Here is a 23,159-nt window from a genome sequence, read left to right as displayed (position 1 = left end):
GCGCGGGACTTGATTCCTGCTGCCTGATCGCCATGCCACCTCTTTTCAATCGACTCTGGAGCCGCGTGCGCGCCACCGTGGCGCCCGTGCCCGACATCTCCGCTGCGCTGTGGCTCCAGACGCTGCACCGCTACCCGTTTCTGGCCGCCTTGTCGCTGCACGACCAGTCCAAGCTGCGCGCCATCAGCGCCTTGTTTCTGCACCACAAGCAGTTCCACGGAGCGCACGGCCTGGTGGTGACCGACGCCATGGCCATCGACATTGCTGCCCAGGCCTGCCTGCCGCTGCTGCACTGGGGCGACCCGGCCAAGGCGCTGGACTGGTACGACGATTTCGTCACCATCGTGCTGCACCCGGGTGAGGCCGTGGCGCGCCGCCAGACCGTGGACGAAGCCGGTGTGGTGCACGAACACACGCAGGTGCTGCTGGGCGAGGCCATGGAGCGCGGCCCCATCATGTTGAGCTGGGAACATGTAGCCAATGCCACCGAAAACACGGCGCGCGGCCACAACGTGGTGGTGCATGAGTTTGTGCACAAGCTCGACATGCGCAACGGCCAGCCCAATGGCTGCCCGCCCCTGCCCGCAGGTTTTCTGGGCACCCGCAGTGGCCGCGCGGCCTATGCCGCCTGGTGGGCGGCCTGGGAGCCCGCGTATGAGCAGTTTCGCGAGCGCGTGATCCTGTCCGAGCGTTTTGGTACCGAGCGCCCTTGGCTGGACGCCTACGGCGCCACATCGCAGTCAGAATTTTTTGCAGTGGCCTGCGAGGCGTACTTTGTAAACCGCGAGAGATTCGCGCAAGAGTTCCCCACGCTGATGCCCGCGCTGGACGCGTTTTTCAAGCGCCCTGCACTCGCACACTGAGCCCCTTTGCCCTGTGCCTGCCGCCAGCGATGAACGCCGCGCGGATCAACGGATAGACGGTTTGTCCATTTTTTGACAATTTATCCAAAATTGCATAAATTGTCGACATGCCTGACAAAGCCGCTCCCCATTCCTCGCCATCCCCCCGCGTCGCACGCCGCCCCTCCGCACGCAACGCACGCGCCGCTGAGCAGACCGCCCTGCTCAGCCAGATCGAACAGATCGCGCAAGGCCTGGCCGCTACCTTCGCGCCGTTCTGCGAAGTGGTGGTGCACGACCTGCTCGACCCCAAACACTCCATCCTGGCCATCCACAACAACCTGTCGGGCCGTGGCGTGGGCGACCCGACCACCGAACTGGGCCTGGCCCGCATTGCCGACCCCGACTACCCACAGGTCATTACCAACTACGCCAACCAGTTTGCCGATGGCCGCCAGGCCAAAAGCACGTCCGTGGGCATCAAGGATGCGTCGGGCCACTACATTGCGGCGCTGTGCCTGAATGTGGACCTCACGCAGTTCCGCAGCCTGCAAAGTGTGGTGGGCCAGTTCACGGCGATTACGGGCGAGACCGGCCTCAGCGAGACCCTGGACCCCGCGGGCGCCGAGGCTATCCGCCAGCGCATCGACCAGTTTGCGGCACGCCTGTCCACCGCGCCGCGCGCGCTGAAGGCGGCCGAGCGGCGCGCGCTGCTGCGCGAACTCAAGGACTCGGGCAGCCTCGAAGTGCGCCGCGCGATGGAGGTGGTGGCCCAGCACCTGGGCGTATCGCGCGCCACCGTGTACGGCGACGTGAGGTAACCCCACCATGACCGTGGCCAACACACCCCTTGCAACGTCGGCGCAGCAACTGCTGCTGCTCGACACGCACCAGGTCACCGCCCTGCTGCAGCCGCACGCTGTGCTGGCCGCCGTGCGCGAGGCCTTTACCCTGCACAGCCAGCGCGCGGGCCGCGTGTTCCCGGTGGTGCGCGAGGCACTGCCCACGGGCGGGGTGTTCGGCATCAAGGCGGGCGATGTGTCCAGCCAAGGCCTGCTGGGCTTCAAGGCCGCGGGCTTCTGGCCTGCCAACCGCGCACGCGGCAGCGAGCCGCACCAGGCCACCGTCTTGCTCATCGACCCCGCCACAGGCCGCCCACTGTGCGTGCTGGACGGCAACGCCATCACGACCGAGCGCACGGGTGCAGCAGGGGCGTTGGGCCTGCTGCAACTGGCCCGCCCCGGCAGCGAACGGCTGTGTATCTTCGGCACCGGTGTGCAGGCCCGCGTGCAACTGCGCCATGCACTGGCCGCCCTGCCCACACTGCGCACCGTGCGCTACGCCACGCACAACGGCCAGCGCGCACCGGCCTTTGAAGCGGCGTTTGCCGACCATTGCGACATGGCGCTGGCCTCTGACGTGGATGCCGCCGTGGCCGCCAGCGACGTAGTGATCACCGCCACACCCGGCGGTGGCCCCTTGTTCCACGCCAACGCGGTGCAGCCCGGCACCCACATCAACGCCGTGGGCACCGACACCCAAGGCAAACGCGAGCTGCCCGAGAGCCTGCTGCAGCGCACCCGGCTGTTTGTAGACGATGCCACCCAGGCCCGCCAGATCGGCGAGGCGCAGTGGGCGGCACCCGAGCTGCCCTGCACCGAGCTGGGCGACGTGCTCACCAGCCAGCTGGCCGTGCGGCGCAGCGCCGATGACATCACTGTTTTTGACATGACCGGCTTGGCCCTGCAAGACCTGACCGTGGCCCGCATGCTGCACACGCAGGCCATGGCACAGGGCCTGGGCATTCGCATCGACTGGCCGTGGTGATCGGCTGCAGCCCCTCACCTCCCGTTCCTGTTCCTCCCCTTTTTTGACCCCACCTGGACTTCGCAACACCATGACCCCTGCCCAGACGCTCCCCACCTACGACGACGTGGTAGCCGCCGCCGCCCGCATTGCCGGCCACGCGCACCGCACGCCCGTGCTCACCTCACGCACCATCAACGAAGAGTTTGGTGCGCAGGTGTTCTTCAAGTGCGAGAACCTGCAGCGCATGGGCGCCTTCAAGTTCCGGGGCGCTTTCAACGCCCTGGCAAAGTTTGACGCGGCGCAGCGCAAGGCAGGGGTGATCGCGTTCTCGTCCGGCAACCACGCGCAGGGCATTGCACTGGCTGCGCGCGAGCTGGGCATACCCGCCACCATCGTGATGCCGCAGGATGCGCCTGCCGCCAAGGTGGCCGCCACGCAGGGCTACGGCGCCACCGTGGTGTTTTACGACCGCTACACCCAAGACCGCGAACAGATCACCCGCGACCTGGCCGAGCGCAACGGCCTCACGCTCATCCCACCCTACGACCACGCCGACGTGCTGGCCGGGCAAGGCACAGCGGCCAAGGAGCTGTTTGAAGAAGTGGGCCCGCTGGACGCGTTTTTCGTCTGCCTGGGCGGCGGTGGCCTGCTGTCGGGCTCGGCCCTGGCCACGCGGGCGCTGTCGCCCAAGACCAAGCTCTACGGCGTCGAGCCCGCAGCGGGCAACGACGGCCAGCAGTCGTTTCGCAGCGGTGCCATCGTGCGCATCGATACCCCGCAGACGATTGCCGACGGCGCGCAAACGCAATATCTGGGCAACATCACTTTCCCCATCATCCAGCGCGATGTGGACGACATCCTGACCGTGACCGACGAACAGCTGGTGGACGGCATGCGCTTTTTTGCCGAGCGCATGAAGCTCATCGTGGAGCCCACCGGCTGCCTGGGCTTTGCGGCCGCGCGGGCCATGCGCGATGAACTCAAGGGCCAGCGCGTGGGCGTGCTCATCAGCGGCGGCAATGTGGACCTGGCGCGGTTCAGCGCCTTGCTATCGGCATAAGCAGCCCCGCCACACCTTCAGGACCGCCCCATGCCAACCCATGCCGCTCTCATCAACATCGACACGCCCGCAGCCCTCATCGAGCGGCCCCGCATGCAGCGCAACATCGCCCGGATGCAAGCGCGCATGAACGCGCTGGGGGTGCGGTTTCGCCCGCACGCCAAGACGGCCAAATGCACGGCGGTCACGCGCGCGCAGGTGGCTGCGGGCGCGCAGGGCATCACGGTGTCCACGCTGAAAGAGGCCGAACAGTTCTTTGCCGACGGTGTGACCGACATCCTCTACGCCGTGGGCATGGTGCCGCACAAACTGCCCCAGGCGCTGGCGTTGCGGCGCAAAGGGTGCGACCTGAAAATCATCACCGACAACGCGGCAGCCGCCACCGCGATTGCCGAATTTGGCCGCGCGCAGGGCGAAGTGTTTGACGTGCTGATCGAAGTGGACACCGACGGCCACCGCAGCGGCATCAAGCCCGACGAGGCCGCCCTCATCACCGTGGGCCGCGCGCTGCACGACGGCGGTATGCGCCTGGCCGGTGTGATGACCCATGCCGGAGGCAGCTACGACCTGAACACGCCAGACGCGCTGACGGCCCTGGCCGAGCAGGAGCGCGCAGGCTGCGTGCGCGCTGCGGAGCGCCTGCGCGCAGAGGGCCTGCCCTGCGCCGTGGTGAGTGTGGGCTCCACCCCCACTGCGCTGTCGGCCCGCAGCCTGGAGGGCGTGACCGAAGTGCGCGCTGGCGTCTACGTGTTCTTTGATCTGGTGATGCACAACGTCGGCGTGTGCAGCACCGACGACATCGCACTGAGCGTGCTCACCACCGTGATCGGCCACCAGGCGGACAAGGGCTGGGCCATCGTCGACGCGGGCTGGATGGCGATGAGCCGCGACCGGGGCACACAAAAACAGCCGCGCGACTATGGCTACGGACAGGTGTGTGATGTGAACGGCAACGTGCTGGACGGCTATGTGCTAACCGGGGCCAACCAGGAGCACGGCATTCTGTCGCGCGCCGACGGGCAACTGCAGAGCGACGTCGATATTGCACAGCGGTTTCCGGTAGGGATGCAGCTGCGCATATTGCCCAACCATGCGTGTGCCACAGGTGCGCAGTACGGCGAGTACCACGCGGTAGAAGACGGTGTGGTGAAGGAAACCTGGGCGCGGTTCGGCGGGTGGTGATTTACTCCCAAATTAATAGCTACTAGCGCTTATAGGATAAGCGCTAGAGGCCAAAAACACCTGATTTTCTATCTGCCTCAGATTCGTCCCATCCGTTCAGGCTGAGCCTGTCGAAACCAGGGCGCTTTTTGCGAACTGCCCTTCAACTGGTTCCGGGCGAACGGTCTGTCTGAGGCACGCACCCCATCAGACAAAACATCACACATTCAGCGCAAACCGCGCTGCCCGCGCCACCGCAGCCGCATCCACTCCGAAGAACTCGCGCAACGCTGCGCGCGTGTCGCTGCGGCCAAAGCCATCGGTGCCCAGCGTGATGTACTTGCGCCCCTCGGGCACAAAGGCGCGCACCGTCTCGGGCACAGCGCGCACGTAGTCGGTGGCAGCAATCACCGGTCCGCTGGTGGCGGCCAGCTGTGCTGCAAGCCAGGGGGTACCCGGCGTATCTTGTCCTGTGATGGCGCGCTGCTCGCAGGCCACACCATCGCGTGCCAATTCGCTCCAGCTGGTCACGCTGAGCACGGTGACATCCACGCCTTCGGCGGCCAGCAACTTAGCGGCCTTGACCACCTCGGTCAGGATGGCGCCGGAGCCCATCAGGGTGATAGTTTTGGATGAAATCGGGCTCTCGCGCTTATCTGACAAGCGCTGATAGCTCTTGAAACAATAGCAACCACGCAACACGCCTTCTGCCGCACCCTCGGGCAGGTCCGGCTGCGCGTAGTTCTCGTTCATCAGCGTGACGTAGTAGAAGACGTCGCGCTGCTCGGTCACCATCTCGCGCATGCCGGCGTCGATGATCACGGCCATCTCGCCCGCGTAGGCCGGGTCATAAGCCTTGCAGTTGGGAATGGTCGCGGCCACCAGGTGGCTGCTGCCGTCCTGATGCTGCAGGCCCTCACCGCCCAGCGTGGTGCGGCCCGAGGTGGCGCCCAGCAGGAAGCCGCGCGCACGCTGGTCGGCTGCGGCCCAGATGGCATCGCCCACGCGCTGAAAGCCGAACATCGAGTAGTAGATGTAGAACGGCAGCATGGCCAGGCCATGCACCGTATAGCTGGTGGCCGCGGCCGTCCAGCTGGCGATGGCTCCGGCCTCGCTGATGCCCTCTTCGAGGATCTGGCCGTCCAGCGCCTCGCGGTAGCTCAGCACCGAGCCGATGTCTTCGGGCGCATAGCGTTGGCCCACGCTGCTGTAGATGCCGACCTGCTTGAACAAATTGGCCATGCCGAAAGTGCGCGCCTCGTCGGCCACGATGGGCACGATGCGCGGGCCCAGCGTGGCGTCCTTGAGCAGGCTGCCGAGCATGCGCACGAAGGCCATGGTGGTGCTCATCTCCTTGCCATCGGCCCGCAGCGCAAACTGTGCGTAGCTTTCGATGGCGGGCACGGGCAGCGCGTCGCAGGTGGTGTCGCGGCGCGGCAGGTAGCCGCCCAGGGCCTGGCGGTGGCTGCGCAGGTAGCGCATCTCGGGGCTGTCTTCGGCAGGCTTGAAGAAGGCCAGGCTGGTGGCCTGCTCATCGCTGAGCGGCAGGTTGAAGCGGTTGCGGAACTCGATGAGGTCGGTCTCGTCCAGCTTCTTCTGGCTGTGCGTAGTCATCTTGCCCTGCCCGGCCGTGCCCATGCCGTAGCCCTTCTTGGTGTGCGCCAGGATCACGGTGGGCTGGCCCTTGTGCGCGCTGGCAGCAGCGTAGGCAGCGTGGATCTTTACCAGGTCGTGGCCACCGCGCTTCAAGCGGTCGATCTGCTCGTCGGTCATTCCCTGGGCCAGCGCGGCCAGTTCGGGGTTCTGGCCAAAGAAATTGTCGCGGTTGAAGCGGCCGTCCTTGGCGGCAAAGGTCTGCATCTGGCCGTCCACCGTGCCTTCGAGCGTGCGCACCAGCGCCCCGGTCAGGTCGCGGGCGAACAGGCCGTCCCAGTCACTGCCCCAGACCAGCTTGACCACGTTCCAGCCCGCGCCAGCAAACAGGCGCTCCAGCTCGTCGATGATGCGGCCGTTGCCGCGCACCGGGCCGTCCAGCCGCTGCAGGTTGCAGTTGACCACCCAGACCAGGTTGTCCAGGCCCTCGCGCGCGGCCAGGGTCAGCGCGCTCATGCTCTCTGGCTCGTCCATCTCGCCATCGCCGAACACGCCCCACACCTTGCGCTGGCTGCAGTCGAGCAGGTTGCGGTGCGTGAGGTAGCGCATGAAGCGCGCGTGGTAAATGCTGCTGATGGGGCCGATGCCCATGGAGCCGGTGGGGAACTGCCAGAAGTCCGGCATCAGCCAGGGGTGGGGGTAGCTCGACAGGCCCTGCGCGCCGGCGGCCGGCGCCGTGAGCTCCTGGCGGTAGTGCATCAGGTCCTGCTCGGACAGGCGGCCTTCCATGAAGGCGCGCGCGTACACGCCGGGCGCGCTGTGCGGCTGGAAGAACACCAGGTCGCCCCGGTGCTGCCCCTCGCCCAGCCCTTCACGGGCACGGAAGAAGTGGTTGAACCCGCTCTCGAACAGGTCGGCCGCGCTGGCATAGCTGGCGATGTGGCCGCCCAGTTCACCATAGGCCTGGTTGGCACGCACCACCATGGCCAGTGCGTTCCAGCGCACGATGGAGGCCACGCGCTCTTCCACCGCCAAGTCGCCGGGGAACACAGGCTGGTCTTGCACCGCCACCGTGTTCACATACGGCGTGTTCAGGTCGGGCTGCCAGCCGATGCGCTGCGCGCGCGCCATCCGCACCAGCTCTTGCAGCATGTGCCGCGCGCGCTCGGGGCCTTGGGTGGCGACCAGCGCCAGGAAGGCATCGCGCCACTCCGCGGTTTCTTCCGGGTCGGCGTCCAGGATTGCGCCAGGGGCTTGTTGCAGCAGGGCGTGATGGGTGAGGGCGTTCATGCTTGCCACTGTAGCGAGGCTTCGCCCAAATGAGTTGCCGTTCTGGCTTCCGCCCATCGTCACCATGGCACTTTATGCCGCAAAACCCATAAACTGCAGCACATGAAACTGGACACCCTCGATGTGCGCATTCTGGCCGAGCTGCAGGCTGACGGCTCACTGTCCAACGTGGAGCTGGCGCGGCGCGTGCATTTGTCGCCCTCGCCCTGCCTGGCTCGCGTGAAGGCGCTGGAGGCAGCGGGTGTCATCAACCGCTACGTGGCGCTGGCCAGCGCGGCGGCGCTGGGCCTGGGGCTCAACGTGTTCATCAGCATCAGCCTCAAGACCCAAAGCAAGGAAGCCCTGGCCGACTTTGAACGGCGCATTGCCGAGCACGACGAGGTGATGGAGTGCTACCTGATGAGCGGCGACAGCGACTATTTGATCCGCGTGGCGCTGGCCGACATTGGGGCGCTGGAGCGGTTCATTCTGGAGCAGCTCGCCCCCATCCCGGGGGTGGAGAAGATCCGGTCGAGCTTTGCGCTCAAGCAGGTGCGCTACAAAACCGCCCTGCCCCTGCCCGCGGCATAACGCCACCTGCGGGCTGAAAAAGGTGCGCTACTTGCGCGCCACCTCGCTCGTCGCCACACGCTTGCGCAGGTCGCGGATCAGCGCCTTGGCACGCACCTCGTTGGCAGGCCCCATGCGCACCAGAACCTTCTGCCCGCTGGAGAGCGATTCCAGCGCCGGGTCGACAAACTCATACCGCACCCAGGGGCGCAGGTTGGGCACTTCGGTAGTGACCGGCGTGAGCTTTACGCGCAGCGGGCCCTGGGGTTCGGGCGCCAGCAGCAGGTGGTCCAGCACGGCCACCAGGCGGTCGTTGAAGTAGCGCTTGGGGTAGCCAAGCTCTTCATATGCCTGCTGGAACAGCGGGTACAGCCGCGCATACAAGGCCACGGCAGATTCGAGCGGCACGGCTTCGGCAAAGGTCAGAAAGGCGCTGTAGCGGGCGGCATTGGAGGCGGCAACGGTGGTCGGCGCATCGCCCTCGCCATCCACCACAAACCGCTGTGGCATGGGCTGCACAGGCCACATGCGCGACGGGGCCTGGGCGCGGCCCAGGTTGTCGACCGTGGCCACCACGCGGCGGACAAACCCTTCGGTCAGCAAGAAGCTTGCGACCTTGTCGCTGCCCAGCAATTCGGCCAGCATTTCTGTCACCCGCTTGTCGGACTCCGCCAGTGCGGGCAAGGCGGTGTCGGCCGGGGCCAGCGCATCGACAGGGTTCTGGGGGACCGAGGCTTCGGACATGGGGGGCGGCGCCGCGGGTGCTTCGGGGGCGGTGGTCACGGGCGGGGGCGCCGCCGGTGGCTCGGTAGGGCGCAGCCAGAACCACCAGGCGGCACCGGCGGCGACCGCACAGGCCAGTACGCCAGCGGCAACCCAAGGCGTGGACGATGTGCGCTCTGGCGCGGGGCGGAATTCGGCGGTTTCTTGATCGGGCATCGGGTCTCCTTGAAGATCAGGAACAACCCTTGTCCGAGCGGCTGCTGCGCCGGGCGTTCCATGTCATTCCCACATGGGAGCTGCTTGATTGGAAACCCGCTTGTTGAGGCGCCGGTAACGCGATGTAGACCGGGCCTCACGAACCCGCTACTAAAACGCCGTCGGCGTGGTCGACAGCGACTCCAACCACGCCACGGTGGCCGCCAGCTCAGACGGCCGAATCTCGTGCGCGCTGGGGAACTCGTGGTACGACACCGTCACCGGCAGCGGCGCCATGTGGTGCGCAATGGCCTGCGCGTGGGCCAGCGGGATCACGTTGTCGTGGGTGCCGTGGCTCAGCCACAGCTGCTTGCCGCGCAGCGCGTCTGCAGGCGCCGTCAACGGCACCACCTGCTGCAACAGGCGGCTGTGCCAGACCATGGCGGCTTGCATCAGCGCGGGTTGGGTCAGCAGCAACGACAGCGCCATGATGCCGCCCTGGCTGAAGCCGCCCACCACCACACGCTCGGGCGGAATGCCCAGTTGCTCGGCCGCAGACTGGATTGCCTGGGCCAACACAGCCCGGCTTTCGGCCTCTTGCACCTCGTTGATGCTGCGCTCGCCACCCGGCTCGATCGAAAAATCAAACCACGCATGCGAGCCCGGCCCCATGCGAAACGGTGCACGCAGGCTCAGCACATGAAAACGCTCCGGAATCTGCGGCGCCAGGCTGAACAGGTCCTGCTCGTTGCTGCCCACACCGTGCATCAGCACCAGCAGCCAGGGGCGGGGCGTGGTGGAGGCAGCGGGGCGCTGCAAAAATGTGAGCGGTAGATTGAGCATAGATAAGCGCTAGCGGCAGTTTTTACTTAAAAATTGTGAAACCGGGGATTAAGGATGGCCTGCATGACCCTCGCGAGGCGGTGATAGTGCGGATCGGGATGGGCTACAAGGCGTCTTTTTGCAGCCAATAGCCCGGCTATTGGCAAGAAAAGCAACGCAGTAGACCGCCCGATGCCGCGCTGTCACCGACCGCAGGGAGTTATGCGGGCCATCCTTAATGCACCGGTTCCAGGGCAAAAGCATCCATCGACAGCATGCTGTACATCACCTCGCGGCTCAAGTAGTTTGCGTGCAGGTCGTCGCCCGCCGCGCCCAGCGCAAAGAAGATGGGCAGGAAGTGGTCTTCGGTCGGGTGCGCGCGGCTGGCGTGCGGGGCCTGGCTGCGGTAGTTGAGCAGCGCGGCCATGTCACCACGGGCCAGCGCGTCTTCAATCCAGCGGCTGAACTCCAGCACATAGGGTGCGGGCTCGCGCTCGCCGCCAAAAAACTCGGCCAGGTTGTGCGTCATGCTGCCCGATCCCACCACCAGCACGTTGTGATCGCGCAGGCTGCGCAGGGCGGCACCCATCGCGTACACCTCGGCCGGGCCAGCGCCTACGGGCAAGGCCACCTGAACCACCGGCAGGTCGGCCTGCGGGAACAAATGCATCAGTGGCACCCAGGCGCCATGGTCAAAAGGGCGGGCCGCATCGCCTTGCGCGGCCACACCGGCGGCCTGCAGCAGGCTGAGCACCTCTTGCGCCAGCGCGGGCGAGCCCGAGGCGGGGTATTGCAACTGGTACAGCGCCTGGGGGAAACCACCAAAGTCGTGCCAGGTGGCAGGCTGCGGCCCGGTCATAACCTGTGGGGACCGCGCCATCCAGTGCGGCGACATGATGACCACGCCGCGCAGGCCGGGGTATTGCGCCTTGAGGCTTGCGCCCCACTGCGTGAGCGCAGGCCCCGTGGTGCCAGCATCGATGGCAAACAACGGCGCGCCGTGTGATACGAACAGCGCGGGAACAGTCACAGCGGGAGCAGTGACAGGGATGGGGGCTTGGGCAAAGTCAGACATGGCGATTCCATTGGTGGATGCACTGAATGTAGGACCGATGGCCCCCGATACCAAGCCCTGCAGGCCAGACAGATTGTTCTACTGGTGGGTCCAATAGTGCATTGACGACTGCAAAAGATGCGCCTCGATGGCGCCCATCAAGACCCGTCGCGCACCCTGCCCCGCAGCGCCTTGGTCTCGCTGCGCTGGGTTTTGCCCTCCAGCCGCCGCTGTTTGGAGCCATAGGTCGGTTTGGTGGCCCGGCGCACGCGCGGCGGCACTGCCACGGTGTTGACCAGCGCGTTCAGCCGCTCCAGCGCGTCGGTGCGGTTCTGGTCCTGGCTGCGGTACTGCTGGGCTTTGATGATCACCACCCCGTCTTGCGTGATGCGGGAATCGCGCAAACACAGCAGGCGCTCTTTCACGTCCAGCGGCAGCGACGATGCCATCACGTCAAAACGCAGGTGCACCGCGCTCGATACCTTGTTGACGTTCTGCCCGCCCGCGCCCTGCGCGCGCATGGCGGTAATTTCTACCTCGTCCTCAGACACCTGCAGGGGCAATGGGGGATTCATATATCTATCTACCCCCATGCCTGTGCAGCGTCAGGCCGCAGGCTTCTGGGCCAGCAACTGGGCCAGTCCATCAATCGCCAGGCCATAGCCCAACACGCCAAAACCACACATCACCGCCTTGGCAGCAGCCGCCATGTACGAATGGTGGCGGAACGACTCGCGCGCATGCACGTTGCTGATGTGCAGCTCAATCAGCGTGATGCCCGTGCCCTTGGTGGCGTCGTGCAGGGCAATGCTGGTGTGGGTGTAGGCCCCGGCGTTGACGATCACGCCCGCCAGTTCGCCCGCAGCGTGCAGGCGGCCAGCCTCGTGAATCCAGTCCACCAGCGCGCCTTCGTGGTTGCTTTGGTGAAACCGCAGCGCAAAACCGTGGCGCTCGCACGCTGTGGCACACAGCTTTTCGACATCGGCCAAGGTGGCGGCGCCATACACAGCAGGCTCGCGCGTGCCCAGCAGGTTCAGGTTGGGGCCATTCAATACAAAAACGGTTTGGTTCTTCACAGACGACATGCAGCACTCCGGGGGCGTTGCGCCTGCCACGCTGGCAGGCCAGAGTGCCGGATTATGCGGCGCGCCCAAACAGCGCCGCCAAGCAGACGCCCAAGAAAAACGGCCCCGAAGGGCCGTTATAAAAAGCAGCCCTCGCAGGAAGCTGCCTGTGAGCGCGACTTGCGCCCAAGAGGTTGGTTACAAAAACAGACCGATTAGCCGATCAACGGTGACCGTGGCGGTCATGCCCACGGCCGTGGTGGCGGTCGTGACGGTCATGGTGGCGGTGGCCGCGATAGCCATGGCCGTAATAAACCGGCGCTGGAGCGTAATAAGCGGGAGGTGCGTAATACACAGGCCGGGGAGGCGCGTAATACACAGGGGGTGGCGGGGCGTAATAAGTGGGTGCGGGTGCGTAGTAACCATTGCTGGCACCGATCACCACGCCGGGTACGCCGACACCAATCGACCAATTCACGTCATTGCGGGCTTGGGCAGCGCCAGCACCAGTCAACAAGGCCAGCGCCACACCAGCCGCTGCGGCCATGGAGTAGATAGAACGGGTTTTCGTCATGGAAATCTCCTGTTTGAGAGAAGGCTGCCAGCCAAACGGACTGCCCTCACCGGTACATAACGCACCAAGTAGCCTTAAGGATGGCATAAAAGTGTCTTTACGTTGTGTCTGGACGTACACGCACTTGTTTCTCTGCGTAAAGCATCACGAAACAGCCGCCTAAAATGACCGGATGAGCACCCCCTCCCCCGCCAACACAGCCGCCAACACCCCCGCCACGGCCCCTGAAGCCGTCAAGCCCAGCAACTTTTTGCGCCAGATCATCGAAAACGACCTGGAAAAGGGCACCTACGCCACCCGCCAATGGGCCGGCACCCCCGGCGACGCCGCCCACCACGCAGCGGGCCAGCCCGACCCGGCCAAGATCCGCACCCGCTTCCCGCCCGAGCCCAACGGCTACCTGCACATCGGCCACGCCAAGAGCATTTGCATCAACTTCGGCCTGGCGCGCGACTACGGCGGCGTGTGCCACCTGCGGTTTGACGACACCAACCCCGAAAAAGAAGACACCGAATACGTCAACAGCATCAAAGACGCGGTGCAGTGGCTGGGCTTTAGCTGGAACAACAGCGGCGAAAGCAACCTGTACCAGGCCAGCGACTACTTCGACTTCATGTACCGCGCCGCCGAAGCGCTGATCGAAGCGGGCCACGCCTACGTTGACGAGCAAACCGTGGAACAAATGCGCGCCAACCGCGGCGACTTTGGCAAGCCCGGCGTGGACAGCCCCTTCCGCACCCGCACCCCGGCGGAAAACCTGGCCCGCTTTCGCGAAATGCGCGACGGCCAGCACGAAGACGGATCGATGGTGCTGCGCGCCAAGATCGACATGGCCAGCCCCAACATCAACATGCGCGACCCGGCTATATACCGCATTCGCCGCGCCACGCACCACAACACGGGCGACACCTGGTGCATCTACCCCATGTACACCTACGCGCACCCCATCGAAGACGCGCTGGAGCAGATCACCCACAGCCTGTGCACGCTGGAGTTTGAAGACCAGCGCCCCTTCTACGACTGGCTGCTGGAGCGCCTGACCGAATGCGGCCTGCTGCGCAACCCGCCCCCCCGCCAGTACGAATTTGCGCGCCTGAACCTCACCTACGTCATCACCAGCAAGCGCAAGCTGGCCCAGCTGGTGTACGACCACAAGGTCAGCGGCTGGGACGACCCCCGCATGCCAACAATAGTCGGCCTGCGCCGCCGCGGCTACACGCCCGCATCGCTGCAGGTGTTTGCCGACCGCATTGGCGTCACCAAGAGCGACAGCTGGATCGACTACAGCACCCTGGAAGGCTGCCTGCGCGAAGACCTGGAGCTGAAGGCCCACCGCGGCATGGCCGTGCTCAACCCCGTCAAGCTGGTGCTGACCAACTGGGACGATGTCATGGGCGTCGGCCACCTGGAGCCCTGCACCCTGCCCGCCCTGCCCCACCCGCCCGAAGGTGTGGAAAGCCCCGTGCGCCACTTCACCATCGGCAAGGAAGTCTGGATCGAACGCGAAGACTATGAAGAAGTGCCCCCCAAGGGCTACAAGCGTTTGTTCCCCGGCAACAAAGTGCGCCTGAAGGGCGGCTACGTCATCGAATGCACCGGCGCCAACAAGGACGCTAACGGCACCATCACCGAAGTGCTGGCCACCGTGGTGCCCGACACCAAAAGCGGCACCCCCGGCGCCGACAGCGTGAAGGTGAAAGCCGCCATCACCTGGGTGGGCGTGGCCGACGGCGTGAACGCCGAAGTGCGCATGTACGACCGCCTGTTCCTGGACGCCCACCCCGACGCGGGCGGCAAGGACTTTATTGAAAGCCTGAACCCGAACAGCCTGAAGGTGGTGACCGCCATCGTTGAGCCGTCATTGGCTAATGCCAAGCCGGACGACAAGTTCCAGTTTGAGCGGCACGGGTACTTTGTGGCGGACCGGGTGGATCACGCGGCGGGGAAGCCGGTGTTTAACTTGGCGGTGGGGTTGAAGGACAGCTGGGGCAAGTAAACATGCCCGCCCGCGCCACAAGGCCACAACCTAAGCCCAAACAACCCACCGTGGTGGTGATTGCCGGGCCAAACGGCGCGGGCAAATCCACGGCAGCACCCTATTTGCTCAAAGACGCCCTGGGCATTCTGGAGTTTGTCAACGCCGACCAGATTGCCGCAGGCCTCTCGGCGTACGCCCCCGAAACCGTAGCGTTTGAGGCGGGGCGCATCATGCTGCAGCGCCTACGCACCCTGGCTGCCGCCAAAGTCAGCTTTGCGTTTGAATCCACACTCTCCAGCCGCACCTTCGCGCTGTTTCTGGCCCGCTGCAAAGCACAGGGCTAACCAGGTGCATATCTATTACGTGGCCTTGCCCAGCGCAGAGCTGGCCACACAGCGCGTTGCGCTGCGCGTAAAACTAGGCGGGCACAACATCCCACCCGACGATATTGCCCGCCGCTTTCAGCGCAGCCTGCACAACCTGTTTGCCCTGTATTTACCCTTGGCAGACCGTTGGCGCGTTCTGAATAACGCCACCGGCGCGCTAACATCCATCGCACGCGGCACTGCACACCGCACTTATGTAGAGGACCCGGACAAATGGCTGCATCTTCAACAACTCGGGCAGTAGAACGCACCGCCCCCAGCAAGCCCGCTGCCCCCATGCAAGACCGGGTCGAAGACGCTCTCAAACGAGCATCCAAGCAGGCGAAGAAACAACTCATTGCCAACGGGCTGAAACTGCCTACACAAAGCTGGACGGGAACAGCTGTCAAGAATCCGGCAGCATAAGCGCCACAGCATCGACCTACCCAAGACGCCCTCCCATCTCTGAGCTGCAACGAACCCATTGACATAGCACTCAGGGTGATGGTGAGAGTGGAGGCATCTGAAAAATACATGATCGAGCGATACGGGTACTTTTTCGGACGGCGTGGACCCCAAACAGAGAGGCCTATTCGAATTTGCGACCAAGCTGAATGGCAGCTCAAAACCAATTAATACCGCGATTTAAACTGGATTATTTATGAGCATCGACAAAGACGAAGAATTTAGCGGCACCCTGCCTGACATGCACCCGCCGAAAGATGTTGTTGCATTTAATGAACTTCGATCATGCGCAGACCTATACCGGCTGTACAAAGAAGGGACTCTTGATATTCAGCCGGATTTTCAAAGGGATGTTGTTTGGAAGCTCCCAGAGCAGACCGTATTTATTGACTCTCTAATAAAACAACTACCCATTCCAAGTATGTGTTTTAGCTTAGATTTCAACACTCAAAAATGGCAAGTCGTCGATGGCCTACAGCGAATGACAAGCATCGTCAATTTTTTGGACGAACAAAATGAATGGCGTCTTTCCCGGCGAAAAGACATTCATTCAAAAATATCCGGCAGAACCAACTTCGACATTCGTGACGGCGATGCGGAAACTGCAATTCTGTACAAGAAAATACAAAATCTCAGCCTTCCGATAACAGTAATTCGCTGCGATCTAAACAAAACAGAGCATGCAGAATATCTATTCACAATATTTCACAGACTCAATTCCGGAGGATCCAGGCTAAATCACCAAGAGATCAGAAATTGCATTTACTCCGGAAGCTTCAACGATTTATTGAAAGATTTAGACAAATCTCCAAAATGGAAACTAATAAAAAATCTACTCCCAGGAAAGGGCAGTAGATTTAAATCACTAGAATTGATATTGCGTTTTTTTGCACTTTATCAAAATCAAGCAAACTACACAGGAACAATGCCAACCTTCCTGAATTCTTTCATGCGAGAAAACCGCAATGCGGATAAAGCAGCAAGAGAAGATCTCTCCAAAATTTTTAACGAGACGGTAGAAAAGCTGGTGAAAGCCACGGACAACTCAAAAGAAACGAAATTTGGTTACATTGTATTTGAGGCAGCTTTAATCGGCATTGCCCACAATCTAGAACGATTAAAGAAAACCAATGACGTGATGCTCGGAAACTTGCTTACACGCCTCATAAACAGCACCGAAGTATCGCTAACAAGCAACGACACAACCTCAAAAGAGTCGGTCATCAAAAGAATAGCAATTTCCAAAAAAATATTCGCCAACTAACCATGCTTAGCGATGCCGAATTGCAACTCAGCCTGACATACCATGAGGGGATATACACATCATCACCTCAAAATCTGCGAGTTATGCTGCTCAGCTCCAAGGCTGCAATACTGGAGGTCTGTGGCTGGGTAGAGCAAGCAATGGACGCCATCGTTCTTGAAACAGCACAACGATGCGCACTCTCGCCACAACGAATAGCACAGATTTCAGATAAATATGTCAAACCCACGTCTGGTTTTTCATATAAAAATCACTTTGAAAAAATGATAATCTCAGTCGTTGGCTACAAAATATTAGAACAAGCTGAAAGCAATGCTGGCGCGCCAGTATACGCTTTAGAGTCAACTCTCGATTATCTTGCAAAACTCCGAAACCACTATGCACACACGCACTTTGACGTTAGCAGCCCTTACCCCAAAGGATATTCAACAATCCCAAATCCCTCAGTGATGAAAAATCATGCAACGACGACAAATTTAGGTTTGGCAGCAATTGAAGCGCAATTAATTGCAAGTGGTTGTTGATTCAATACCTTCAACTTTTTTACCCGAAGCCAACGGAGCCTTCCAATGACCACCACCGCCGAAGCCCTCAGTGCCCAAGCCGCCCAGCTGCCCCCCGCAGAGCGTATGGAAGTGGTAGAGCGCATCCTGGACAGCCTGGATCAGCCCGACGCCGCTCTGGATACGCTCTGGGCCAATGAAGCCAGCGACCGTCTTGCCGCCTACCGGCGCGGTGAAATCAAGGCAGTGGCCTTGTCTGATGTGATCGCCAAATACCAAACGACTGCCCCGCGCACATGAGCATCCGCTTGCTGGAGCCAGCACAAACGGAGCTGGACGACGCCATTGCCTGGTATGCAGAACAAGCGCCGGGGTTGGGTGATGCTTTCTTGATCGAGGTCCTCAAAACACTGCGGCTTGTTGAGCAGTTTCCCCAGGCGTGGCACCCACTGAGGCCAGAGATTCGGCGCTGCCGGTTGCGACGGTTTCCCTACAGCGTGGTCTACACGCAGGATGGAACAGGCATTCTGGTGCTGGCTGTAGCGCACCAGCACCGCAAGCCAGACTATTGGAAGAATCGGCTTGGTTGAGCGTGAGGCTCCACCGCAACCGCTGCATATTCAACATTGATAGCTGCTTGCGCTTATCCATCAAGCGCCACAGGCCAATTTGATCCAAAGAACTGCAGCGCCACCAAAACCCCTCAATGACGACCCCGTTCACCCCCACCTTCACACACGTACCACCCGGCCCGCTGGCAGGCCCCCTGCAGTTGCTCCCCATCAACGCCGCCGCAGTGTCCATCCACACCGCCGATGGCGCGCATGTGGGCTCGCTCAAGCTGGTTGGCGGGGTGTGGAAGTTCAAGGCCATGGGCTACGACGCCGCTGGCCGCATGGAGCCTGGCCATGGGCCGCTGACGGAGCAGCACAACATGCAGTTCGCTACGCCTAACGCGGCTGAGGTGAGCGCGCGGTTGCTCGGCGCGCTGGGCGATTTGAGCTAAGCGCTGCCGAAAGAAAGCCACGAACCTTCCCGCTGGAGGCACCTCCAGCAACCGTCAGGCACTAGCCCCCGTAATGTCCCCCCGGCTGAGCCAGCCGATGCACCGGTGGCACCTGCGCAATTGCCAGCCCCGCTAGAATCCGCGTTCTTCGAAAGAACCGTCATGGCCATGCCATGTCCATGGAAGGCTTTCATACTTTGGACCCAATGGGGGTAAAGATGGACAAGCCTTTCATTTCTCTGTGCCCGGAGATCACGCGGTCCGACGCGCTGACATTGATGGACTGGTTGGAAGACGAGGACGTGACGCGCTTCCTGAGCGACTCGCGCCACGTTTCCCGCTTCATAGAGCAGGTCATCGGGCGGGTGCAACTGCCCGTCTTGACGCATTTGTTCAATCAGGGTGGCCGCTTCTTCATGGCCTATGACCGCCACGACGTTCCTGTGGGGTTCGTGCGCCTCGTCAAGCAGGGGGCGGAGTGCGAGATGGTCCTGGTTATCGGCAACCGGGACAACTGGGGCCGCAAACTGGGCGCCACCGCCATCCGCGAGGGCTTGAAACTCGCTTTCTTTGACATGCGGGCCGAGAAGCTCGTCGCCAAGATCCACCCGGACAACGTGCGCTCGCTCAAAGCGTTTCTGCATGGCGGTTTTGTGCTGGAGAGCGAGTCGCCAGTGATGAAGTCGTTGTCGATGAGTTCGGAGCGCTATCTGAGGCTTCTGCGGGAAAGCCCTGCAGCACACACCTCTGACATTTACATCACCGAAATCGACAAAGCGCGGCTCAAGAATCTGGTAGAGGTCGAGCAGGGGCCGACCGTGTTTGAGCTGGAGCATGAGATCGAGCGCGCCATCGTGGTCGATCCGCGGAACGTGGCCGATGATGTGGTGACGATGAACTCCAAGGCCCTGCTGCATGTGGACGATGAGGAACGCAAGGTCGCGCTGGTGTACCCCGAAGACGCAGACGAACGCGCCGACAAGCTTTCAGTGTTCTCCGACATTGGCACCGCGATCCTGGGCTACCGAGCGGGCGATGCCTTCAGCTGGCGGATGCCGAATCGCACCTGCCACATCCGGATCGGCAAGGTGCTGTACCAGCCCGAAGCGGCGGGCCACTACCACCTGTAGGGGTGATTCGCACTGCCATTAAGCTGCCCAAGCGAGCGCCTTGGGCGCGGGGGTACGCCTTCGGCTGGCGGGTAAATACGCTCATTTGATGACTATCAATTTCATAGCTTCTAGCGCTTATCCATCAAGCGGTAGAGGCCAATTTGACCTCAAATCAGCCTCAATCTGGCGAAGGGCTGGTCTGGCACACAACCTCCACTGCCGCACACACCGCCGCCACCTGCGCCTCAATGCACTGCTCTGGCGTTGCGCGGGGGCTGTCCGGGTAGACCTCGGTCGTCGTGGTGTAACGCGCGCCGCTGATACCCCCACACAGGCCCCACTGCTTCATCGGGTAATGGATCACGCCCGGCGCCACCACGGGCGAGCCGATGATTTCGTTCTTGTCGTCCGCAGGCGCAATGTGCGTCACGCGGCTTACCGCGTCGATGATGGCCTGCTGAAACGCGGGCTGCGGGTTGTCGGTGTCGTCCACCAAATAGAAGCCATCAGGGATGCTGCCAGGCTCAAACACCTTGCCGTCGCGTGCGGCCACGGCGGGGCGGTATTCGGATTCGTCGGTGTCGGTGGTTTCGTGCAGGTCGATGTGCGCCGCAAACGTGCCGTACTGGCCGCTGTGCTGGGCCACCAGCCGCATGAGGGCGAGGGATTCTTGCGCGGGCGAGCCTTCTTTGAATGCGCGGTTGGGGTCGATGGCGTCGAAGTTCCAGCGCTGAAAACGCTCGTACGCCCAGGGGCTGACGCAGGGCACCACCAGCAGGTTGGCGCGGCCCGCAAAGCGCTCGGCTTGCGTATCCACAAACCGCAGCGCGCCGTGCACACCGCTGGTTTCGTAGCCGTGCACACCGCCGGTGACGAGCACGCTGGGCAGGCCGGGCTGCCAGTCGCGGCTGCGGATGGCGCGCAGGGGGAAGCGCTCGGCCGGGTGCTGGTCGTTGGCATACACCACGTCCCCATACAGCTCCACATCAAACCGGCCCCGCAGTGCCTCGATGGCGGTGAGCACGTCGTCGACGTAGCTGCGCTGGCGCACCTGGCGCGTGCGCCATTGGTCGCGTTCTGCGGCGCCCCAGGGTTGGCCGGGCGTGCCGATGGGATGGGTATGAGTTTCTGGCATGGGTGCGTGGTTGCGTGGTTGCGTGGTTGCGTGGGGGCGTGGATGTTGGATAAGTTGCCCAGGCAGAACCTGGCGCGGTGCAGAGCGTTCATAGAATACCGCGATGCCTTTCCCCCTGATCCGGCCACTGCGGCTTGCAACCTCGTCCATTCTTTTGCTGCTGCTGTGCGCCCTGGCGCACGCACAGAATGCCCCTCCACCAACCTCCGCCGCAAGCACCCCTGCGGTTCGACCAGCGGGTGGCGAGCCGGTGGACGGCACCGCGCAGCCCCCGGCGTCGGCCGCGGCAGTAGCAACGCCCGCAACATCAGCAGACCCCGCCCTGCTGTCGCGCGATGCCCGGCGCATTTATGAGCTGTCGCGCGACAAGCTGGTGCAGATCCGCACGCTGCTGCGCAATGCCAATACACAGGCGTCGATTGGCTCGGGCTTTTTTGTGTCGGCCGATGGGCTGATCGTCACCAACTTCCACGTGGCCAGCCAGCTGGCGCTGGAACCCGAGCGCTACCGGGGCGTGTACGTGACGATGGAGGGGCAGGAGGGCGAGGTGGAGCTGCTGGCGTTTGACGTACAGCGCGACCTGGCCGTGCTGCGGGCCAAGGGGCGCACGGCAGCGGCGCCAGTGCTCGGCTTCAGGCCAGCCGACGAAGCGCTGGCGCAGGGCGAGCGCATCTACTCGCTGGGCAACCCGCTGGACATCGGCTTTGCCGTGACCGAGGGCACCTACAACGGGCTGGTCAAGCGCAGCTTTTACCCACGCATCTTTTTTGGCGGCACGCTCAACCCCGGCATGAGCGGCGGCCCGGCGGTGGACGACGCGGGCCGGGTGCTGGGTGTGAACGTGGCCAAGCGGCTGGATGGCGAACAGGTGAGCTTTTTGATCCCTGCGGAGTTTGCGCTGGCGCTGGTGCAGCGCGCGGCCAACGCGCAGCCCATCACCCAGGCCGCGCACGGCGAGATGACGCGGCAGCTGGTGGAGCACCAGCAGGTGCTGACAGACCGATTTTTGAAAGCCCCGTTTCGCGAGCAACGCCATGGCAACTACCGCGTGCCGGTGCCCGACGACGCGCTGGCGCGGTGCTGGGGGTCGGGGCGCGACCCGGCCTTTCCGGGTCTGAACCTGGAGCGCACGCAATGCCGGGCCGACAGCGATGTGGTGGCGGGTGAATTCAACACCGGCGCAGTGCGCCTGAGCTATGAGGCCTACAACGCCCCCACGCTGGGCGCTGCGCGGTTCGCCCGGATGTTTTCGCAGAGTTTTGCCAACGAACAGCTGCAACGACGCGGCAACCGCCACCAGACGGCCGCAGAGTGCAGCGAGCGCTTTGTAGACCCCGGCAGCCTGCCGCTGCGCGTGGTGGTCTGCATGTCGGCCTACCGCAAGCTGCCTGGCCTGTACAACATGACCGTCCTGGCCGCGTCCATCAACCAACCCACGCAAGGCATGCTGGGCCGCCTGGATGTGCAGGGCATTGCTTTTGACAACGGTATGAAGCTGGCCAGCCACTACCTGAACGCTTTCCGCTGGGAGGCCGCACCATGATGATGCCCACCCTTGGACTGATCGAAGCCTTTGACCGCCACGGCGCCCTGCTGGCGCGCGCGCCCATCACCCGCTGGCCCGTTACCGTGGGCCGGGCGCTGGACTGCGACCTGGTGCTGGACGACCCGTTTGTGGCGCCTATGCACCTGCGCATTCACCGCGCAGTGGACAACAACGACAACAACAACGGAAGCGGCACCCGCACAGTGCAGGTGGAAGTGCTGGAAACGCGCAACGGCGCACGCCTGCAGCGCAAGCAGCACGGCCAGGGCGACCGCGTTGACTGGCCAGACGGCACCCCCATTGACCTAGGCCACACCCACATCACACTGCGCCTGGCCGACACGCCCATTGCCGCCGAGCAGGCGCTGCCGCAGTTTCCGTGGCGCACGGTGGCCATGACGGCCATGCTGGTGGTGCTGATGGTGGCTGCAGCAGCGGGCAATTCGTGGCTGGAGGCACGCGACGCGTCGCAGTACCTGAAGTCACTGCCCGGCGTGCTGCTGATGCTGCTGGTGGTGTTGGGCGCCTGGTCGGGCATGTGGGCGGCCGCGAACAAGGTGTTTGCAGGCCAATTGCGGTTTTGGCGCCATGTGCGCATTGCCTGCGCTGCGGCCCTGGGGGTGGATGCGGTGCATCTGGTGGCCCACCTGACCGCGTTCGCTTTCTCGCTGGAGGCTTTGTCTCAGTTCGCCAATGTGCTGGTCGTGCTGGTGCTGGCGGTCTCGCTGTATGCCCATCTGGCCACCGTGCTGCCGCGCCGCCGCGTGGGCCTGGCATGGACGGTGGCTGCCGTGGTGGCACTGGGCGTGCCGTCGTGGCTGGGTGCGCAGTGGCTGAACAACATGCGCCTGACGAGCTCGTTGTACATGAGCAGCCTATTCCCGCCCAGCCTGCGCGTAGCCCCGGCCGTGCCGGTGGAGCAGTTTCTGCAAGAGACCGAGTCGCTGCGCGGCAAGCTGGAGCGCCGCCTGAGCGATGACGACCAGGCGGACGAGGAAGAGTAGCCACTGATGCTGTCGGAATTCACCACACCGGTTCGGCTGTTCGCC

Annotated in this window: 25 protein-coding genes; 17 read left to right on the top strand and 8 right to left on the bottom strand. The window is 63.3% G+C overall.

Features of this window, described 5'->3' with window-relative positions; genetic code table 11:
• Positions 1-32 precede the first annotated feature (32 nt).
• From ACK41V_RS01230 to ACK41V_RS01210, 5 genes are all read left to right on the top strand, one after another.
• Entirely contained in the window at positions 33-863 is an 831-nt protein-coding gene (locus ACK41V_RS01230) for a zinc-dependent peptidase (protein ID WP_409776657.1), read from the top strand.
• Between the two features lie 107 nt (positions 864-970).
• Positions 971-1,663: a transcriptional regulator gene (locus tag ACK41V_RS01225; RefSeq protein WP_409776654.1), complete on the top strand. Its 693-nt coding sequence runs from the start codon at positions 971-973 to the stop codon at positions 1,661-1,663.
• Positions 1,664-1,670: 7 nt separating this feature from the next.
• Positions 1,671-2,669 carry an ornithine cyclodeaminase family protein gene (locus tag ACK41V_RS01220; RefSeq protein WP_409776652.1) on the top strand — a complete coding sequence of 333 codons (999 nt, stop codon included), beginning with the start codon at positions 1,671-1,673 and terminating at the stop codon, positions 2,667-2,669.
• A 70-nt stretch (positions 2,670-2,739) separates the two neighbouring features.
• Positions 2,740-3,711 (top strand): threo-3-hydroxy-L-aspartate ammonia-lyase, encoded by a 972-nt coding sequence (locus tag ACK41V_RS01215; protein WP_409776650.1) that lies wholly within the window; start codon positions 2,740-2,742, stop codon positions 3,709-3,711.
• Between the two features lie 30 nt (positions 3,712-3,741).
• Positions 3,742-4,893: a DSD1 family PLP-dependent enzyme gene (locus tag ACK41V_RS01210; protein WP_409776647.1), complete on the top strand. Its 1,152-nt coding sequence runs from the start codon at positions 3,742-3,744 to the stop codon at positions 4,891-4,893.
• A 198-nt stretch (positions 4,894-5,091) separates the two neighbouring features.
• Here the strand turns inward: ACK41V_RS01210 and mdeB are convergent, their stop codons facing one another.
• Positions 5,092-7,755: an alpha-ketoglutarate dehydrogenase gene (gene mdeB / locus ACK41V_RS01205; RefSeq protein ID WP_409776644.1), complete on the bottom strand. Its 2,664-nt coding sequence runs from the start codon at positions 7,753-7,755 to the stop codon at positions 5,092-5,094.
• Positions 7,756-7,857: 102 nt separating this feature from the next.
• Here mdeB and ACK41V_RS01200 point away from each other — a divergent pair, with 102 nt between their 5' ends.
• Positions 7,858-8,325 (top strand): Lrp/AsnC family transcriptional regulator, encoded by a 468-nt coding sequence (locus tag ACK41V_RS01200; RefSeq protein WP_409776641.1) that lies wholly within the window; start codon positions 7,858-7,860, stop codon positions 8,323-8,325.
• Between the two features lie 27 nt (positions 8,326-8,352).
• Here ACK41V_RS01200 and ACK41V_RS01195 read toward each other — a convergent pair whose 3' ends face one another.
• The 6 genes from ACK41V_RS01195 to ACK41V_RS01170 form a co-directional block, all read right to left on the bottom strand.
• Complete coding sequence (locus tag ACK41V_RS01195) at positions 8,353-9,243, bottom strand: DUF3014 domain-containing protein (protein WP_409776638.1); 891 nt, start codon at positions 9,241-9,243, stop codon at positions 8,353-8,355.
• Between the two features lie 150 nt (positions 9,244-9,393).
• Complete coding sequence (locus ACK41V_RS01190; RefSeq protein ID WP_409776635.1) at positions 9,394-10,065, bottom strand: alpha/beta hydrolase; 672 nt, start codon at positions 10,063-10,065, stop codon at positions 9,394-9,396.
• A 214-nt stretch (positions 10,066-10,279) separates the two neighbouring features.
• Positions 10,280-11,119, bottom strand: coding sequence for a DODA-type extradiol aromatic ring-opening family dioxygenase (locus ACK41V_RS01185; RefSeq protein WP_409776632.1), 840 nt, complete (start codon positions 11,117-11,119; stop codon positions 10,280-10,282).
• Between the two features lie 137 nt (positions 11,120-11,256).
• Positions 11,257-11,673: an alternative ribosome rescue aminoacyl-tRNA hydrolase ArfB gene (gene arfB, locus ACK41V_RS01180; protein ID WP_409776630.1), complete on the bottom strand. Its 417-nt coding sequence runs from the start codon at positions 11,671-11,673 to the stop codon at positions 11,257-11,259.
• Positions 11,674-11,703: 30 nt separating this feature from the next.
• The gene (aroQ, locus tag ACK41V_RS01175) at positions 11,704-12,183 is read right to left on the bottom strand and encodes a type II 3-dehydroquinate dehydratase (protein WP_409776627.1); all 480 of its coding nucleotides are present in this window, start codon (positions 12,181-12,183) and stop codon (positions 11,704-11,706) included.
• 202 nt (positions 12,184-12,385) lie between these two features.
• The gene (locus ACK41V_RS01170; RefSeq protein ID WP_409776624.1) at positions 12,386-12,736 is read right to left on the bottom strand and encodes a hypothetical protein; all 351 of its coding nucleotides are present in this window, start codon (positions 12,734-12,736) and stop codon (positions 12,386-12,388) included.
• Between the two features lie 172 nt (positions 12,737-12,908).
• Here ACK41V_RS01170 and ACK41V_RS01165 point away from each other — a divergent pair, with 172 nt between their 5' ends.
• From ACK41V_RS01165 to ACK41V_RS01125, 9 genes are all read left to right on the top strand, one after another.
• Positions 12,909-14,732 (top strand): glutamine--tRNA ligase/YqeY domain fusion protein, encoded by a 1,824-nt coding sequence (locus ACK41V_RS01165; protein ID WP_409776621.1) that lies wholly within the window; start codon positions 12,909-12,911, stop codon positions 14,730-14,732.
• 2 nt (positions 14,733-14,734) lie between these two features.
• Positions 14,735-15,058 carry a zeta toxin family protein gene (locus tag ACK41V_RS01160; RefSeq protein ID WP_409776618.1) on the top strand — a complete coding sequence of 108 codons (324 nt, stop codon included), beginning with the start codon at positions 14,735-14,737 and terminating at the stop codon, positions 15,056-15,058.
• A gap of 4 nt (positions 15,059-15,062) precedes the next feature.
• Complete coding sequence (locus tag ACK41V_RS01155; protein WP_409776616.1) at positions 15,063-15,344, top strand: hypothetical protein; 282 nt, start codon at positions 15,063-15,065, stop codon at positions 15,342-15,344.
• Positions 15,345-15,740: 396 nt separating this feature from the next.
• Complete coding sequence (locus ACK41V_RS01150) at positions 15,741-16,808, top strand: DUF262 domain-containing protein (RefSeq protein WP_409776613.1); 1,068 nt, start codon at positions 15,741-15,743, stop codon at positions 16,806-16,808.
• Between the two features lie 2 nt (positions 16,809-16,810).
• The gene (locus ACK41V_RS01145; RefSeq protein ID WP_409776610.1) at positions 16,811-17,332 is read left to right on the top strand and encodes a hypothetical protein; all 522 of its coding nucleotides are present in this window, start codon (positions 16,811-16,813) and stop codon (positions 17,330-17,332) included.
• A 45-nt stretch (positions 17,333-17,377) separates the two neighbouring features.
• Entirely contained in the window at positions 17,378-17,611 is a 234-nt protein-coding gene (locus ACK41V_RS01140) for an addiction module protein (protein ID WP_409776607.1), read from the top strand.
• Complete coding sequence (locus ACK41V_RS01135; protein ID WP_063463129.1) at positions 17,608-17,901, top strand: type II toxin-antitoxin system RelE/ParE family toxin; 294 nt, start codon at positions 17,608-17,610, stop codon at positions 17,899-17,901. The genes ACK41V_RS01140 and ACK41V_RS01135 overlap by 4 nt, the downstream gene beginning before the upstream one ends.
• 116 nt (positions 17,902-18,017) lie before the next feature.
• Positions 18,018-18,317, top strand: coding sequence for a hypothetical protein (locus tag ACK41V_RS01130; RefSeq protein WP_409776604.1), 300 nt, complete (start codon positions 18,018-18,020; stop codon positions 18,315-18,317).
• Between the two features lie 218 nt (positions 18,318-18,535).
• Positions 18,536-19,447: a GNAT family N-acetyltransferase gene (locus tag ACK41V_RS01125; RefSeq protein WP_409776601.1), complete on the top strand. Its 912-nt coding sequence runs from the start codon at positions 18,536-18,538 to the stop codon at positions 19,445-19,447.
• 160 nt (positions 19,448-19,607) lie between these two features.
• On the opposite strand, the gene ACK41V_RS01120 is transcribed toward ACK41V_RS01125, so the two are convergent.
• Positions 19,608-20,564, bottom strand: a complete 957-nt coding sequence (locus tag ACK41V_RS01120; protein ID WP_409776598.1) for a M14 family metallocarboxypeptidase — start codon at positions 20,562-20,564, stop codon at positions 19,608-19,610.
• A 103-nt stretch (positions 20,565-20,667) separates the two neighbouring features.
• On the opposite strand from ACK41V_RS01120, the gene ACK41V_RS01115 reads away from it, so the two are divergent.
• Together ACK41V_RS01115 and ACK41V_RS01110 are read left to right on the top strand one after the other, a co-directional pair.
• Positions 20,668-22,107 (top strand): serine protease, encoded by a 1,440-nt coding sequence (locus ACK41V_RS01115; protein WP_409776595.1) that lies wholly within the window; start codon positions 20,668-20,670, stop codon positions 22,105-22,107.
• Complete coding sequence (locus ACK41V_RS01110; RefSeq protein WP_409776592.1) at positions 22,104-23,114, top strand: FHA domain-containing protein; 1,011 nt, start codon at positions 22,104-22,106, stop codon at positions 23,112-23,114. The genes ACK41V_RS01115 and ACK41V_RS01110 overlap by 4 nt, the downstream gene beginning before the upstream one ends.
• Positions 23,115-23,159 lie beyond the last annotated feature (45 nt).

It is taken from the genome of Acidovorax sp., assembly GCF_046291265.1.
Taxonomy (GTDB): Bacteria; Pseudomonadota; Gammaproteobacteria; order Burkholderiales; family Burkholderiaceae_C; genus Acidovorax.
The sequence above is the reverse complement of the archived record's forward strand: the minus strand, read 5'-3'. Positions and strand labels throughout refer to the sequence as shown.